The 15349-nt window shown below is 66.0% G+C and carries 16 protein-coding genes and 1 pseudogene; 8 read left to right on the top strand and 9 right to left on the bottom strand.

Annotation, left to right across the window (positions count from 1 at the left end):
* Window positions 1-283: 283 nt before the first annotated feature.
* Together ACFTZB_RS31170 and ACFTZB_RS31165 are read right to left on the bottom strand one after the other, a co-directional pair.
* Window positions 284-763, bottom strand: coding sequence for an SRPBCC family protein (locus ACFTZB_RS31170; protein ID WP_378437396.1), 480 nt, complete (start codon window positions 761-763; stop codon window positions 284-286).
* Between the two features lie 637 nt (window positions 764-1400).
* On the bottom strand, window positions 1401-2012 hold the full coding sequence (locus ACFTZB_RS31165) for a hypothetical protein (RefSeq protein ID WP_378437395.1): 612 nt from the start codon (window positions 2010-2012) through the stop codon (window positions 1401-1403).
* A 484-nt stretch (window positions 2013-2496) separates the two neighbouring features.
* On the opposite strand from ACFTZB_RS31165, the gene ACFTZB_RS31160 reads away from it, so the two are divergent.
* From ACFTZB_RS31160 to ACFTZB_RS31145, 4 genes are all read left to right on the top strand, one after another.
* Window positions 2497-2982, top strand: coding sequence for a PAS domain-containing protein (locus ACFTZB_RS31160; protein ID WP_378437393.1), 486 nt, complete (start codon window positions 2497-2499; stop codon window positions 2980-2982).
* Window positions 2983-3181: 199 nt separating this feature from the next.
* Complete coding sequence (locus ACFTZB_RS31155) at window positions 3182-3370, top strand: hypothetical protein (RefSeq protein WP_378437391.1); 189 nt, start codon at window positions 3182-3184, stop codon at window positions 3368-3370.
* 60 nt (window positions 3371-3430) lie between these two features.
* Window positions 3431-3931, top strand: coding sequence for a hemerythrin domain-containing protein (locus ACFTZB_RS31150; protein WP_378437388.1), 501 nt, complete (start codon window positions 3431-3433; stop codon window positions 3929-3931).
* Between the two features lie 83 nt (window positions 3932-4014).
* The gene (locus tag ACFTZB_RS31145) at window positions 4015-4299 is read left to right on the top strand and encodes a hypothetical protein (protein ID WP_378437386.1); all 285 of its coding nucleotides are present in this window, start codon (window positions 4015-4017) and stop codon (window positions 4297-4299) included.
* Between the two features lie 418 nt (window positions 4300-4717).
* Here the strand turns inward: ACFTZB_RS31145 and ACFTZB_RS31140 are convergent, their stop codons facing one another.
* The 4 genes and pseudogenes from ACFTZB_RS31140 to ACFTZB_RS31125 form a co-directional block, all read right to left on the bottom strand.
* Entirely contained in the window at window positions 4718-5371 is a 654-nt protein-coding gene (locus ACFTZB_RS31140) for a HemK2/MTQ2 family protein methyltransferase (RefSeq protein ID WP_378437384.1), read from the bottom strand.
* 43 nt (window positions 5372-5414) lie between these two features.
* A pseudogene (locus tag ACFTZB_RS31135) lies at window positions 5415-5878 on the bottom strand (CinA family protein).
* 442 nt (window positions 5879-6320) lie between these two features.
* Complete coding sequence (locus ACFTZB_RS31130; protein ID WP_378437382.1) at window positions 6321-6578, bottom strand: Rho termination factor N-terminal domain-containing protein; 258 nt, start codon at window positions 6576-6578, stop codon at window positions 6321-6323.
* A 221-nt stretch (window positions 6579-6799) separates the two neighbouring features.
* Window positions 6800-8938 carry a catalase gene (locus ACFTZB_RS31125; protein ID WP_378437380.1) on the bottom strand — a complete coding sequence of 713 codons (2139 nt, stop codon included), beginning with the start codon at window positions 8936-8938 and terminating at the stop codon, window positions 6800-6802.
* 237 nt (window positions 8939-9175) lie between these two features.
* Here ACFTZB_RS31125 and ACFTZB_RS31120 point away from each other — a divergent pair, with 237 nt between their 5' ends.
* The 3 genes from ACFTZB_RS31120 to ACFTZB_RS31110 all read left to right on the top strand — a co-directional run bounded on the left by ACFTZB_RS31120 (window position 9176) and on the right by ACFTZB_RS31110 (window position 12250).
* The gene (locus ACFTZB_RS31120) at window positions 9176-9625 is read left to right on the top strand and encodes a hypothetical protein (protein ID WP_378437378.1); all 450 of its coding nucleotides are present in this window, start codon (window positions 9176-9178) and stop codon (window positions 9623-9625) included.
* Window positions 9626-9924: 299 nt separating this feature from the next.
* Entirely contained in the window at window positions 9925-11106 is a 1182-nt protein-coding gene (locus tag ACFTZB_RS31115; RefSeq protein WP_378437376.1) for a zinc-dependent alcohol dehydrogenase, read from the top strand.
* 226 nt (window positions 11107-11332) lie between these two features.
* The gene (locus ACFTZB_RS31110; RefSeq protein ID WP_378437374.1) at window positions 11333-12250 is read left to right on the top strand and encodes an amidohydrolase family protein; all 918 of its coding nucleotides are present in this window, start codon (window positions 11333-11335) and stop codon (window positions 12248-12250) included.
* A gap of 133 nt (window positions 12251-12383) precedes the next feature.
* Here ACFTZB_RS31110 and ACFTZB_RS31105 read toward each other — a convergent pair whose 3' ends face one another.
* Window positions 12384-12725 carry a hypothetical protein gene (locus tag ACFTZB_RS31105; protein WP_378437372.1) on the bottom strand — a complete coding sequence of 114 codons (342 nt, stop codon included), beginning with the start codon at window positions 12723-12725 and terminating at the stop codon, window positions 12384-12386.
* Here ACFTZB_RS31105 and ACFTZB_RS31100 point away from each other — a divergent pair.
* Window positions 12718-13089: a hypothetical protein gene (locus ACFTZB_RS31100; RefSeq protein WP_378437370.1), complete on the top strand. Its 372-nt coding sequence runs from the start codon at window positions 12718-12720 to the stop codon at window positions 13087-13089. The two genes, ACFTZB_RS31105 and ACFTZB_RS31100, sit on opposite strands and share 8 nt — an antisense overlap.
* 86 nt (window positions 13090-13175) lie before the next feature.
* On the opposite strand, the gene ACFTZB_RS31095 is transcribed toward ACFTZB_RS31100, so the two are convergent.
* Window positions 13176-13484, bottom strand: coding sequence for an aromatic acid exporter family protein (locus ACFTZB_RS31095; RefSeq protein ID WP_378437368.1), 309 nt, complete (start codon window positions 13482-13484; stop codon window positions 13176-13178).
* Between the two features lie 708 nt (window positions 13485-14192).
* Window positions 14193-15251, bottom strand: a complete 1059-nt coding sequence (locus tag ACFTZB_RS31090) for a C45 family autoproteolytic acyltransferase/hydolase (protein WP_378437366.1) — start codon at window positions 15249-15251, stop codon at window positions 14193-14195.
* Window positions 15252-15349: the final 98 nt, after the last annotated feature.

Raw genomic sequence — 15349 nt, 5'->3', positions numbered from 1 at the left:
GGAGAACGTGCGGTGTTTGACGATCGTGTACCCGTTGGTGAACTCGATGTCGTTGTCGGTGCCGAACCCGAAGGTGTTGGTCACCCGCTTCGACGTCGCGTACACCCACCAGCGCTGGTCACGGCCGAACAGATAGCACCCTTGGCGCATCCAGATAGCGGTACCGGGCCGGCGGCGCCAGCCGAAACCCGGTCGAGGAACGCCTCCTTCGACCGTGCGCCGTCGAGGGAGGCGTCCCGCCACGTTGGAGCTGCAGTTCAAGATCCTGCGCCTGCGAGCGTGGTCAGGTCTCGTCGGGAAGGACTTGGTCGGGGCGGTCGATGTCGCCGCGCCAGGCACCGGTTTCCGTGCCGCGCGCTTCGATGAACTCCTTGAACTTCGTCATGTCGGTCTTCACCCGGTGGGTCAGGACACCGAGCTTGTCGGCGACGTTCTCCACCACACCGTCCGGGTCGATATCCATCTGGGCGGTGACCCGGGTGTGGGTGTCGTCGAGTCGGTGGAAGGTGATGACCCCAGCATGGTCGGGGCCGACATCGGATTTCCATGCCACCCGTTCCTCGGGGTGTTGCTCGGTGATGGTGGCGTTGAATTCGCGTCGTTGTCCGGCAATCTCGAGTACCCAATGGGTGGTGGTGGAATCGATTTGCCGGATCTCTTTCACCCCTTCCATGAACTGCGGGAAGGACTCGAACTGGGTCCATTGGTCATAGGCGACGCGGATCGGGACGGCGACGTCGACTGCTTCGGTGATTGTGCTCATGGTCTGCCGCTTACCCGCTCCTGCCGGTCCTACGCGTCACGGACCCGCAGAGACCTGCCTCGGCACCGTTCAGTATTCGCGAAACCCGGACGAGTGGTGGGATTGTCCGGGTGGGGTAGCTGGGATGCAGCGAGCAAGACCCAGCCGGGGACCGGCGCGTCGATGGCCGCGATTCAGTGCCGACTGATGGCGAAGGAAAGACCAGGGGTCTGATGGAGGGGCAACATCTCGATCCGTCACAACATCGTGCACCTGCTGTTGGTGCCGTTGGCATCGCCACGGCCCCAACACCGGTGCGACTCAGGCGGTCGTGCTCGGCGGCGGCACCATCCATCAAGTAGCGGGCTCGTCATCGCCTTGGACAGTGCCGTGAACTTCGCCCGATATCGACGCTGCCACCCGTACGTGCCCCACTGCTTCACTCGAATCCGATCGACAGACTCAACTCGCGTGTGGCCTGAGATCTCGGTTTCTGGGAGTCCCGCGACTCGAGCGGAACCACCGGCCGGGTTTCCGGTTCCTGAGACCGGCAGAGACTTTCGGACATCCCACGCTGCCACCACAGGTCCAACGAACTTGGGTCCGGCCGCTGGATCGGATCGTCTTCCGGCCCGACATCGGGGCAGCTTCCGCCACGTCAGTGGTGCTTGTCGGTCGGAATTGTCTCTACGCCCGGCGGCGGGGTCTCGGCCCGGGCGAGTTCGGCTACCCGGCCCGCCAGTTCGTCGGTCAGAGTCGTGTCGGGTTCGTCGCTCGCCGCACCTGCGAACTGGGTGATGACGGAGGCCGTGGCAGAGGCGGGGTCGGCGGTGCCGGTGGGGACGGTCTGCTCGGGCCGGGGCGGCGAATCGATGTCTCCGAGGTGCTGGGCGAGTACGTCGGTGTCGAGTTGTTGTGCCGCCTTCTTGCTCAGTTCGGTGTTTTCGGCGCTCGCGGACCGGGGAACCGTTTCGATGTCAGCGGCAGTGACACTCGATGCGGGGGAGTTGTTGTCCCGGTCGGATGCCCTGCCGGAGGTGCTGGTTCGCTGGGGTGTGGTGTCGGTGACCCGGTGAGCAGGGCCCCGGGGGTCGAGAACGGTCCCGATGACGCTATCGAGCAGGCAGAGGCCGTCCCGATAGAGGCGGCGGGCAGGTGAGAAGGGTGCCAGGCGTGCGATTACCTGGTCGTCGATCAGATGGAGGGGGTAGCGCACGATCGCGTACTGCACGCGGAGAATGGTCAGGGGTAGTGCGGTGAGGATGTTCATGAGGCCTCGGTGTTCGGGTGACAGGTCAGGACTTGGGGGGTGTCACCGCCGGGGGTTTCGGCGGCAGGTCGCACCAGTGTGGCTTCGGCGCGTGCCTCGAGGGTCGCGGAACCACCCGCAGGGTAATCCCCTTTTCGCTCGTAGCTTTCGCGCCTGGACGAGTGGCCGGGTCAGTCGCGACCCGCGGACCCCTTCCTCCTGCGTTTGTTGTGCAGGACGAAGGCGATGACGCCGACCAGGATGAGAATTCCGATGAGTTCCACAGCAAGCGGATACCCGCTTGGTGTGATCTCCACGCGGGTCGGCGAGTAGCAGCCTCGTGGGTTTCCGTATCGCGTTCACTGCGTATGCAGTTGCGCCCGTCGGGTCCGGTCGTTGGTGGGTTTCCCATCTCACCAGTGCGCGAACGGGGTGCAGGTTGCGCCATCACCGGTGCGGGTACACGGACGCTCAGCAGTCCCGGCGGCGACGAGGAGCATGTGTAGTGGAAGATCAGTCGGTTCCCACCATGACCTGTACCCGACCGAACGGCCATCCCGTCCTCGCCCCGGCGGTGCAGCACGGCACGGCCACCGCGTCGTGCCGCGCAGAGATGCTGGAGGCGCTGTTCGCGGCGTTGCCGCAGCCGCTGTGTGTGTTCGATGATCAGCGCGAGATGCTCTTCGCCAACCCCGCGTCCGCCAACCTGGTCGGATATCGGGTGGAGCAACTGGTCGGTGACTACGAATGGTTGCTGTTGCCATCCGACACTCCCGGATGGCGCCGATTCCTACGAGACACCCACGGCGGCAGCGCCTCCCGCGCCGCATTCTTCCGCCTCCGCCTCCGCCACCGCAGCGGCGACTGGTTGTGGGTCCGTGCCGCGGCATCCGCGTTCACGGTCGGCAGAGCGTATCTGACCGCGGTGACGTGGCAGGACTGCAGCGGAGGCCTCTGTGAAGATCCGCGGACGATCTTCACCGGAGCCTGAGCAGATCCGATATCGATTGCGGCGGAGACCCGATGACGCGTGATCACAGGGTCGGCGGCGGGAGACTCAGGGCTGGGCCTCGTCCGTAGTCACCGGGCTCACAGTTTCAAAGATCGCCGGCGGAGGGGGCCGTAGGTGATCAGTTCTCGCTCCTCGAAGGCGTGCAGCTATTCTTGCACGGGCCTCGGTGCCAGCGACGATGAAAGAGTTCGGCGTTGGCGAGGATGTCGGCGAAGTGCTCGGCGGGGAAATCGATGCTGCGGACAGAAGCTACCGGGGCTGTGATTCGGCGCAAACCGTCCCTGGTCACATCGATCTCGAAAAGCGGGCGTCTTGCGGGTTCGACGACCCGGTTAAGGACGGTGGGGAGGGGGGTAAACCGGTATGACGACAGTGCCGTGTGCGCTGGGACCGGCGATGCACGTCACCCGACCCATGTGAGGTAGTCATGTCGACCGATGCGATCGTGCTCCTGAAGAACGACCACAAACAGATCCGGAAATTGTTTCGCGATTTCCGCGGTGCCGGATCAGGTGCGGAGGTGGAGAAGGGCCGTATCGTGGACAAGATCATCGAGGCCTTGACGGTGCACACCTACATCGAGAACGAGGGCATGTACCCGAAGGTCCGTGACCTCGCCCCGGACCTCGAGGACGACATCCTCGAATCCTACGAAGAACACCATGTCGCCGACGTGCTGGTCGTCGAACTGGCCGCAATGACACCGGACGACGAGCGGTTCGACGCGAAAACCACCGTGCTGATCGAGAACGTCGAACACCACATGGAAGAAGAAGAGCAGCAGTGGTTCCCCAAGGTGCGAGAAGAGCTGGGACGGAAAAAGCTCCAGGAAATCGGTGAAGGGTTGCTCGAACTGAAGGAGAAGGCGCCGAGGTCTCCCGCCCAACCGTCGGCGTTGAAGAAGACGGTCGACGCGGTCCTGAAATAAAGGGCGGGGGACGCGCGGAAGGTACACGACGACTGGACCTGGCAGAGCGGATCCACGACACAGTGCGGACAGTCCTCGTGGGCATGCCGTTTCAGACCGCCGCCACCTTCGCAGGCAACGCCCGGGTCTTTCATCCGCGCGGCCTGGTTGCCACCGGACGCATGAAGTTGAGCACCGAGTGGTGGACGGTGGAGTCGGGGACACCGATCGAGATGGTGGCGAGGTTGTCCAGGGGAGCGGGAACACCGACCGGCGTGCCCGACATGCTCGGGCTCACCATCAAAATTCCACTCGCCGTGCCGGGAACACAGTGGGATCTGCTGTTGGCCAGCTCCGGCGCCTCGGCGGTGACCAGGCCTCGGCGGTGACCAGGATCCGTCCGCTCCCTGCCACGGGGTGGGACAGTGCCCGCTACCGCAGCCTGAGGCCCTATTCGTCGAACGGTGCGGACACCAGATGGGTCCTGGCCGTTCCCGTCGGCCCGCATCCCGCCTCGACATCGCTGGCGAGTTGCGCGACACGATCGCCGCCGCGCCACCGAGGTTTCGGCTCGACCTGGTGTCGGTGACCGGTCCGCCAGTTCCCGCCGGGCAGGTAACGCTGACACAGGTCCAAGACCTCCCGGACGACGAGCACCCACCCTTCGACGCGGTGCGAAACCGGCCACCGCGGTTTGACGCTGCGCCCCGAGTGGCTTGCGGGGGTGCGGATCGGCGCCTATCGGGGAAGTCGCCGCGGCCGCGGCGCCCGCCTATAGATCTCATCTCCGAGTGTCACCTCGAGCGTTCAGCTGTGCTGACGGCCGCGGATCACCACGATCTCTTCGGTGCGCTGATCGGCGGTGATGATTCCGCGGGCTGCGAGCATGTGCCGGCGTGCGGTCAGGACGGGTCCGAAGGGAATCTCCCGTCGAGCGACGACGTCGACAGCCAAGCCCTGCTCCTCGAGCATGACGTGGGTCTTGTCGACCCGGCTCAGTGTCGACTGGGCGAGAAGCAGTGTTCCTCCGGGTGCGAGGACCTCCGGGGCCTGGGCGCAGATCCGGTCGAGTAGCGCTCGCCCGTCGGTGCCGGCGTCCCACGCCTGCGCCATGCCGGTGTCGGGAAGCCGGTCATCGTGGGCGGGCACGTAGGGCGGGTTGGAGATCACCAGGTCGAAGTATTCTGCGCGGACGGGTGCGGTGAGGCTTCCCTGCAGCACCCGAATCGTGTGCCGGTGTATCCGAGCGTTGATGCGGGCGGTGAGCACGGCGCGGCGAGAAATGTCGATCGCGGTGACACTGCTCGACCCCAACTCGGCAGCCCGCAGGGCGAGCGCTCCGGTGCCGGTGCAGATGTCGAGGACCCGCGTCAGTGGAGACAGGGTGTGCTGGGCCAGAGCACCGGCGAGGAGCCACGTATCATCCTGTGGGGAATAGACACCCGGGATTCGTAGCAACATCGACAACTCCTCGCGATCTTCGGACCGAAACCACCTGAGTAACCTATCGACACAATGCGTCTTCGAGCAGGCACAGGGCATGGTCTGTGGTCGACTCAACCACCTCGCCCGGATCACCGTCGAAGTGCCGCAATTCGGTGCGAGTCTCACCGCCGGTGAAGACCCCGAACCATACCGTGCCCGGTGGCTGTCCGTCCTGAGTCTGTGGTCCGCCGAATCCGGTGACCGCCACCGCACGATCCGCGCCGAGCAGTTCCGCCACGGTCGTGGCCATCGCGCGGGCACTGGGTTCGCTGACTACCGGACCGTCCGAGACTTGCAGCAGAACATGTTTCACGGAATTGGCGTAGGCGACGATGCTGCCCCGGTACCACTCGGACGATGAGGGTGCGGCGCCGAGCACGGTGGAGATTCTTCCGCCGGTCATGATTCCGCGGTGGCGACGGAGAGTTTCCGATCGCGCGCTGCGGCGGAGATTCGTTCGGCACGCTCGTCACAGCAGCTCATGAGCTGCACTCCAGTCCTGCGAGACCGATACGGTGCTGTGCGTACACTCGCCGTTCCTGTTGCGAGCACATTGGCCAACAACACCACGTTGAACATCTGTCCTCCACCATGTCGACCATGCAAAGTTCGTGGTGCGCTCTCGAACTGTAGTTGCCTTGTGTGGCAGTCTGTCGGACTTCGCCGCAGACGCGCAGAGACCGTGTATCCGATCGTGCATGGCCACGGCAACGGAGCTGTGGTGATGCACGCCTTCGAGGGGCGTCGGATCGGAGGGCCGAGCTGCACGAAATTCCGTAGTGCAGCAGTTTTGCAGGCAATGATGACACGATGCCATCCGATCACCGGCAGTGATTACGTCAACCGGCGTATGCGTATTCTCAGACAGGGCATTTGGTGTCTCTTGCGGGCGTAGAGATCCTACCCGCCTTGACTGTTGAGGCCATCAGTGGTTGCGCAGCGCCTCGATCAATCCGCCCTTTCGCTTGGATGAATAGCCGGTCAGACCGACCTCTTTCGCCTTCTTCTTCAGCTCGTCAACGGTCCAGTCCTCGTAGGATGACGACTTGCCGCCCTTGCGTCCGGTACTGGACCGACCACGGTTGGCGGCAGCGTTCGCGATCCGGGCCGCCTTCTCCTTCGACGCACCATCCTTCCGTACTTCCTCGTACACCTTCTCGTCCTTGATCGATGACCGCGGCATGGTGCTACCTCCTCATTTCGACGTTGCTCACCGGGTACCCGGATCAGTCGTTCTGTACCAATCGGGCGTTCGGGCGCCGGCCCGATACCGGGCCGCCTCCCCCAGAGCTCTCGCGCTCGATTCCCGCTCAGCCGGCTGACACCAGCCGTCCACACACGAACGACTCCTTCCGGAATCTTCACGGCCCGGCCTGGTGCTCCGACCGACCGCACCCGGGTCCGTCAAGTCTGGCGTTCCCAGACCCGGTGGGACTTCAGCAGCGCAGTGATGCCGGGAAGCAGCGCGGACGCGTCGTCGGCGATGACGATGCCCGGAGCCTCGGCCCCGATTCCGGCCGTGGCGAGGAGGCTGCGACCGGCGGTCCATGCCCCGATCGCCTTGCAGTGCCGGAACGCCTCGGTGAGCAACACCTGGACCCGCGGGTCCGACGCCGGCGCCGCGATGAGGATGGCGTCGAATTCCACCGACCGCATGGTCAGGAACGTGCGGGACACCGGAACCGCGCCCTTGCCCGATCCCAGTGCGCCGCCGTGGGGTCCGATGACGAGCGGAACCATGCCCTCCTTGTCGATCTTCTCGACCACGTCGGCGACCTCGGACAGATCCGACTCGTCGTCGGCGACGATGCCGATGATCCGGCCGTCCAGCGGCCACTGGTCTCCGACCTGCGATAGAGCCGGGCTGGGCGTCGGCGCGACGTCGTAGGTGACGGTCGGCTCCGGGGCGGGCAGGCCGAGCCCGTCGGCGACCGTCGTGCACAGGCCAGGGTCGATGTTCGCGAGCACGCCGAGGGCGCGCTCCTTGATTGCCTGCTCGTAGCACTTGCCCAGTTCGAACGTGTAGGCCTGCGCGACGTGCGTCTGCTCGACCGGGCTGAGGCTGGCGTAGAACAGTCGGGCCTGGGAGAAGTGGTCGTCGAAGCTGGCGGGGGCGGCGCGCAGTTTCGTCGCCTCCGGCATCGGCACCGGCACCTCGACGAACGCCGTGTCGGCACCGGCGAGGAACGGGCAACCGGCGTCGAGGGAATTGGGCCGGTACGGCGCGACACCGGGATGGACCCCGGTCTGGTGCATGCCGTCGCGGAGCATGTCGTTGACCTCGGCGTGGGGCCGGTTGATCGGGATCTGTCCGAAGTTGGGCCCACCGAGCCGGCTGATCTGGGTGTCGAGGTAGGAGAACAGCCGCGCCTGCAGCAGCGGGTCGTCGGTGACGTCGATCCCGGGGACGAGGTGCCCGGGATGGAACGCCACCTGCTCGGTCTCGGCGAAGAAGTTCGTCGGATTCGCGTCGAGCGTCATCAGCCCGATCGGCTGCACGGAGGCCAGTTCCTCGGGGACGATCTTGGTCGGGTCGAGCAGATCGATGCCCTCGAACGTCTGGTCCGGGGTGTCCGGGAACGCCTGGATGCCCAGCTCCCATTCCGGATACGCGCCGGATTCGATCGCGTCGGCGAGATCGCGGCGATGGAAATCGGGGTCCATGCCGTTGACGATCTGCGCTTCCTCCCACACCAGGGAGTGCACACCGAGTTTCGGCTTCCAGTGGAACTTCACGAGCGAACTCTCGCCCGCCGCGTTCACCATCCGAAACGTGTGGACGCCGAAGCCTTCCATCATCCGATACGACCGGGGGATGCCGCGATCGGACATGTTCCACAGGGTGTGCGCGGTGGCTTCGGTGTGCAGCGACACGAAGTCCCAGAACGTGTCGTGCGCGCTCTGCGCCTGCGGAATCTCGCGATCGGGGTGCGGTTTGGCGGCATGGACGATGTCGGGGAACTTGATGCCGTCCTGGATGAAGAACACCGGAATGTTGTTTCCCACCAGGTCGAAGGTGCCTTCTGCGGTGTAGAACTTGGTCGCGAATCCTCGGGTGTCGCGGACGGCGTCCGCGGACCCCCGGGAGCCGAGGACGGTGGAGAACCGGACGAAGACCGGCGTCTCGACGTCCTTGCCGAGGAATGCGGCCTTGCTGATCGGGTCGGCGGAACCGTATCCGCGGAACACCCCGTGCGCGGCCGCGCCGCGTGCGTGCACCACCCGCTCCGGGATCCGCTCGTGATCGAAGTGTGTGATCTTCTCCCGGAGGTGGTGGTCCTGGAGCAGGGTCGGTCCTCGCTCGCCGGCCTTGAGGGAATGGTCGGTGTCGTACAGCCGCGCGCCCTGCGCCGTGGTGAGGTGCTCCCCCTGCTGGCCGCGGGCGGTGTCCGGGCCTTCGACGGGGTGCCCGGTCGCGGTGCCCAGCACCGGAGCCCGCTGATCGGGCTTGGGCGGCAACGGCTCGGTGGGTTCGGTGGGCTCGGCGACCGTCGGAGTGCCCGCCCCGGGCGCCCCGGGAAGGACAGGGTTCTTCTTCGACACAGCGTGGCTCCTCGCTGAAAATCCGTGGGGATCGGCGCCGCATCGTTGCTGAACGGTCCGCTCTCCTCGGAGTGCCCAGACGTGCGCACAACAAATCAGAACGGGCGCGAAGCCCCACCTTGCCGTCACGATCGGGAGCGTCGGTTTCGTCTTCGCGTGCCAGGGCACAGCTACAGCAGATGTCCACCACAACCGAAGTGAGGATCCGGCGTACTGCTGCGTCGGGAGGGAGTGATCATGAGTACCGAACCAGGCAAGCAATTGCAGGAGGAACCACAGTCCGAACGCGGCCCGAAAGGCTCACGCGACGCGGGCCCGGACCAGGCCGGAACAAGCCAGGCCGGCCGCGAGCAGGGGTCCCTGGATCAGGAGGAAGTCACCTCCACCGCGGAGCCGGGCAGAAACCCCGCGCCCGCCGGCGGCTCGCTGCCGCCCGAGAATGCGGAACCGGCGATACCGCCCTACGAGGGCCGAACCACCAGCACGAAGGAAGGACGCCCGGAGCACGACGAGCATGTCGACGCCAGCGGAATGCAATCACCGAAACCGCAGGACACCCCGCGCGGCGCGGTGGCCTCGCCCGCCGAAGAGGAACCCGCCGCGGACGCCGCTGAATCTGAGGGCAGCGACTCGGGAGTGGGGCCCGCCCATCAGGGAGGCATCGACAAGGCCGAAGACAAGAAATAAGCCACTCTGCCGGTGGCGTCGCAGGCAAACGCGTTTGTGACGACAATCCGTCAGCATTGGTGGCTCGCTGGCAACGCATGCGACGATCGTGCCCGTCGTGCAGCGGTACGAACGACGCGGTGCTCTACCTCGGGACCCCATCGGAGAGGCCACAGCCACGGTGATGGAGCCGTATTCGATCGACGTCGCGTAGGCGTTTCGTACGGGCGGTGACGTCCGTTGAGGAAGGCCGCACGTTTACCGCCAGCCGCCGTCGGGCACCCGAACCACACATCGACCGACGAGAGGTTTGGTTCCCAGTGCGCGCAGTCACCTGGCAAGGCAAACGGAAGGTCAGCGTCGAAACCGTCGCCGATCCGAAGATCGAACAACCGACGGACGCCGTCATCAAGGTCACCACGACCAACATCTGCGGGTCCGACCTGCACCTGTACGAAACACTCGGCCCCTTCATGGCGCAAGGAGACGTCCTCGGCCACGAACCGATGGGAATCGTCGAAGAAGTCGGCGCGGAGGCGGGAAACCTGAAGGTCGGCGACCGCGTGGTGATCCCGTTCCAAATCTCGTGCGGCAGCTGTTTCATGTGCAACCTGAAACTGTATACGCAGTGTGAGACGACGCAGGTCCGCGAGCAGGGGATGGGAGCGGCGTTGTTCGGCTTCTCGAAGCTCTACGGCCAGGTTCCGGGAGGACAGGCCGAATACCTCCGCGTCCCCCAAGCCCAGTTCACCCACATGAAAGTTCCCGAGGGGCCGCCGGATTCCCGATTCGTCTATCTGTCCGATGTGTTGCCCACGGCATGGCAGTCGGTCGAGTACGCCGCCATCCCCGCGGGCGGGTCGGTCACCGTACTCGGCCTCGGGCCGATCGGAGACATGGCAGCGCGCATCGCCCACCACAAGGGCGCACGGGTCATCGCGGTCGACAACGTCCCCGAACGCCTCGCTCGCGCCAAGGCCCGGGGCATCGACACCCTGAACCTGGACGAGCACGGCAGCGATCTCGCCGACGCGATCCGCGACGCGACCGACGGCCGGGGCACCGACTCGGTGATCGATGCGGTCGGCATGGAGGCGCACGGATCACCGATCGGCAAGCTCGCCCAGCAGATCGTCGGGTATCTTCCGGACGCGGTCGCGGCGCCGCTCATGCAGAAGGCCGGTGTCGACCGTCTCGGTGCGCTGTATTCGGCGATCGACATCGTTCGCCGCGGCGGAACCATTTCCATCATCGGTGTCTACGGCGGCATGGCCGACCCGATCCCCATGCTCACCCTGTTCGACAAGCAGATCCAGCTGCGGATGGGTCAGGCCAACATCAAGAAGTGGGTGGACGACATCATGCCGCTCCTCGGCGACGACGACCCCCTTGGCGTCGACACGTTCGCCACTCACCAACTTCCCCTCGAACAGGCGCCGCACGCCTACGAGATCTTCCAGAAGAAGCAGGACGGGGCGGTCAAGATCCAGCTCACACCCTGAAAACAGACTCTGGCCCCTCCCGGCTTGTCCTCGTCCGGCTCATTGGGGTTGTCGGCGTCGACCATGGCACTGCGCCTCGGCCTGTCGGCGAGTTCCGCACCGCTGATGACATTCGATCGCGGGTCCGTTGACAGCGGCGATTACCCGGTTTACCGCGCAGAGCGCGAGACACCGCAACCCGTGGTGAAATGCGGACAACCCCGCCGATTGCTGGTACATCGGATGGATGGTTTCTCCCCCGTGGATCGACACGCACGTCCATCTCGTCGACTTCCTGCAGCGGCCGGGGCGAATGCCCGACCTGCGGGACGGGCTGGTCCGTAACGGTGTCACGCGAGCTGTGGTGTTCGGGTTGCCGGTGAAGAAGAAATGGTCGACCGTCGAACCTGTGCGTCCGGACTACTACCTCGACGACAACGCGCCGTGCCACTATCACTCGCTCACCGACGCGACGGTCCTCGATGTCCTCCCGGACCTCGAGTCCGGCGGCGTGCTCGAGGTTGCCCCGCTCGTCTGTGGGTTCGACCCGACCGACCTACTGGCGATCGAGCACCTCGAGTTCGTCTGGGGCCGCTCCGACCGCTGGGCCGGTGTCGGCGAGGTGATGTTCCGGCACGACGACCTGACGAACCTGACGTCCGGCGAGGTGCCGTCACCGGATCACGTCGCGATGGACGCCGTTCTCGACTTCTGTGCGCAGAACGACGCGCCGATCTCGCTGCACCACGATTCGAGTTCCGTCGGGATGCCCGATCGGCACGAATACGCCGGAAGCCTCGAGCGTGCCCTCGATCGTCATCCGTCGACGTCGGTGGTCTGGTGCCACGCCGGCGTGTCCCGACAAGTCGACCCGGCCGGGCAGCTCGAGCTCGTGCACCGGATGATCGAACGGCATCGCAATCTGACGGTCGAGTTGTCGTGGGTGTTGCTCGACCGTATCGCCGACGAGGACGGTGCGGACGAGGACTGGGTGAGGCTCGTTGCGCGAGAACCGGATCGGTTCGTGGTCGGCAGCGACACCGTGGCGCGCGCCGACACGGTCGATACCCGGGGCGCGCAGATCCGGACCTTTCTCTCCGCACTTCCGGAGAGTGCGGCCGAAGGCGTGGCTGTTCGTAACGCCGAAGCCCTGTGGTTCGGATAGAGCGTTGGGAGGGGCGCGGCATCGACGCCCGAACTCTGGGTATCTAGTTCGAGCTCGGTGCCCGGCACCGGGGTGCGTCGTACCAGTCGCTAGTTTCTCACCCAGTGCTGACCGGGAATTCCGGCGCGTGGAGTCAGAAGGTCGTGAGTTCGCGTAGCGCGTGCCGGGCGGGCAGCACCATGGCGAGTACCCCGGCCGCCGATCCGAAGGTCACGGTTTCGGGGGCTTCGAGTCGGTCGTCGAGCTCATCGAGGGCGGAGCGTGCGGACTCGACTGCCGCATCGAAGTCCGCTCCGCCGCTGTGCCCCTCACCGCGGAGTCGGACCACGTCGGCGAGGCGGTCGAGGACCTCAGCGAAACCCGTCCGCGACACGGTATCGGGATAGACGAAGGGGCGTTGGTGCTCGACCACCGTACGCACCGCTTGCGCGATCTCCTCGACGTAGGGCCAGACGTTGCGCAGACTGATGAACACCTATCCCGGGGTCCTGGGTGGGAGTGCCCGGCCGGACAACGCGCTGGCGGAGGTTGAGTCGGCGGCTCTCGGCGCTCCATTCCACGGCACGTTCGGCTTGCCGGACCAGCCCGATCGCAGCTTTGGCCTGTCGTGCCCATGCGTCGGCGTGCGGTGGTGGCTCGTTCTCGCGGAGCGCGGTGGCCAGATCGGTCAGGAGCGCGGCCAATTCGGTTGCGAGCCTGTGCGTTGCGCGGCGCGCGGTGTCACCGTAGACCGGAGGGAAGATCGTGGCATTGATGACGAGTCCGATTCCGGCGCCCAAGACGGTCTCGGCCAGCCGCTCGACGAGCAGCGATTCTGCCGTGGCGCCGGAGGTGACTAGCAACAGCGCGGTGATCCCGATCCATGGTCCGCTCTCGTCGAACCGGTGCCACTGACCGATCAGCAATCCGACCAACACCGCCACGGTCAGGGTGAGCAATCCCATGGGATGACCGCGGCGACGGCGGTCGCCAGCACCACCGCGACCGTGACTGCCGATATTTGCTGGGCGGCTGAGCGAACCGAACGGTACACGGTGGCCTCGACGATGAAAATCGCCGACCAGGGCGCCAGAAATGGCTGGGAGAAGTCGAAGACCCGGGAGGCGACGACCCAGGCGAGGACCGCGGCGCCGGTGGCCTTGATTGCCTGGACGAGCGCGGCGCGTTCGGGGCCGGGGGCGCGCACCGCCCGGTCGAACCACCGCACGGGGGAGCCGACTGGTCGTGCCAGCACACGAACAGCAGCACACGAGCGAGTGGGTGACATGCGAACCGGTTACCCACTGCTCGTAGCCCGGGACCGGCCGTGACGAATCGGGGGCGCCGCAGGGCCAACCCCTCTCGAGGTGTCGGGCCGCTGTCTGCAATTACGGCGTGGGTAGGCGAACGCTGTTCCGGGTAACCGCATACCGGGGCGACGAGGTCTCCGGTAGCGGGTGTCGACGTCGAACCAGCGTAACGAGGGCGGTGCATTCGACGACCGGATGCGTGTGACCGAGAGGGCGTACAGATTGTGCCTCGCATCGAAGAAGGCCCCGATCGTGGCGACGGCTACCGTGATGTCGGGTGGGACGAGGACCCGATACGGTGGCCGGATCCGAGTCCGTTGGACCTGTGGTGGCAACGGGTGATGTCCGAGAGCCTCCGCCGGTCCCGGGACGGTGCCACACGAGCGGCGGGTCCCGAGTCCGGGGCGCCCCGGCGACGAGAGCTCCGGCCGCGCGCCGGTTAGACCGACCGGACTGGACGACGTCGAGGCCGTGAGACGGGCGGGGCATCCTCGGCGACAAGGGTATACGGGTCGCCGGCTGGCGCGGTCACACCTGACGAGTCCCGCACGACCGGGCGGATCGATGCGTTCCCGAGCTCGTCCTGCCCGGTCGTGCGGGACGACGCGGGCGCCCGGAGTGCCGCCGCCATCGTGAGGGCGGGTGATTGGTCATCATGCGGAAGGTTCGTTGTGCAGGGGTGGCGTTTTCCATCCCGGTTCGATCCAGGGTTGGTGGTTCGGTAGGCCGAGGCAGAAGCGCGCCGTCGGTGCGGTGGTGCCGAACTCGAAGGCGACTGCGCCGAATGTTTGCGTTCGGCGGTCGTGCCCGGGTATGACACACAGGGGTGCGGTGCGGTCGCCGAGAAGGCGCTCGGCGGCGGTGCGGTCACGGACGGACCTCACGCTTGTTTCGAGGAAGTCGAGGCGAACTCGGGAATCGGCGATCCGTCCCTGCCTCTGCAATTCCTGTTCGGCGTCGGGGTCGATGTCGTTGTTCGCCAACGGGTGGTTGGTGTGGAGCAGCACCGGTGACCCCGGAAGGCAACTGGCAATGACCGAGGCAGAGGAACATTCGACACCGTGGAAACCGCGCGCATCCGCCACCGCGTAGTGTTGACCGCTCGCATGCGAGATACCGTGCAGAAACTCCACTGCCTCCGTGCGCGAGGTGGCGGTGAGCGCGCCGCGGATCGCGGCGGCCACCGGCAGACCGGCACGGTTGTGGCGCAGCATGCCGAGCGCGTTCACACATACCGCGATCCCGGCTGCGTTGATCCCGGTCAACCCGATCATTCCCGCCGACGTCAGCACCAGCGCTTCCGGGCCGGCTTCCGGACGGACCCGCAGAACGATTTGGGAGCCGTCCATGAAATCGGGCAGGTCCATGTTCTGGGCGAGGAACACACCATCGATGTCGGCTCGTCCGAGGACACTGCAGCCGAGTTCGAGATGTTCCCGGTGCACCCACCACTGTTGGTCCATAAAGTTGTACGCGAGGATCTCCGCGAACGGGACGCCCGCTGCCTCCGCGATACCGCGCATCTCCTCGGCCAGGTCGGGTACGGCGGCCTCGACCGCGGCGCGCAGTCCCGTCGCCGCCAGGTGCGAACGACTGTGGGCGCTCGTACCGTCGCGCCACCGAGCCAGGGTGGTGTGGATCAAGTCGCGGGCCTGCTCACCGTGGGCACGCCCACGCGCTCGACCCGTTCCGGCGCACTCGACGACCGTCATCACGCCTCCACTCCATATTCTCGACCGCCATCTGACAAAAGCGCCATCACCGTGCCGACCTCGCCACCCCAGGTCAGCTGACCGCTCCGTTCGTCAGG

This window comes from Rhodococcus sp. NPDC057014 (assembly GCF_042673295.1).
Lineage (GTDB): Bacteria > Actinomycetota > Actinomycetes > Mycobacteriales > Mycobacteriaceae > Rhodococcus_F.
This window is presented reverse-complemented; position numbering and strand designations above follow the sequence as displayed.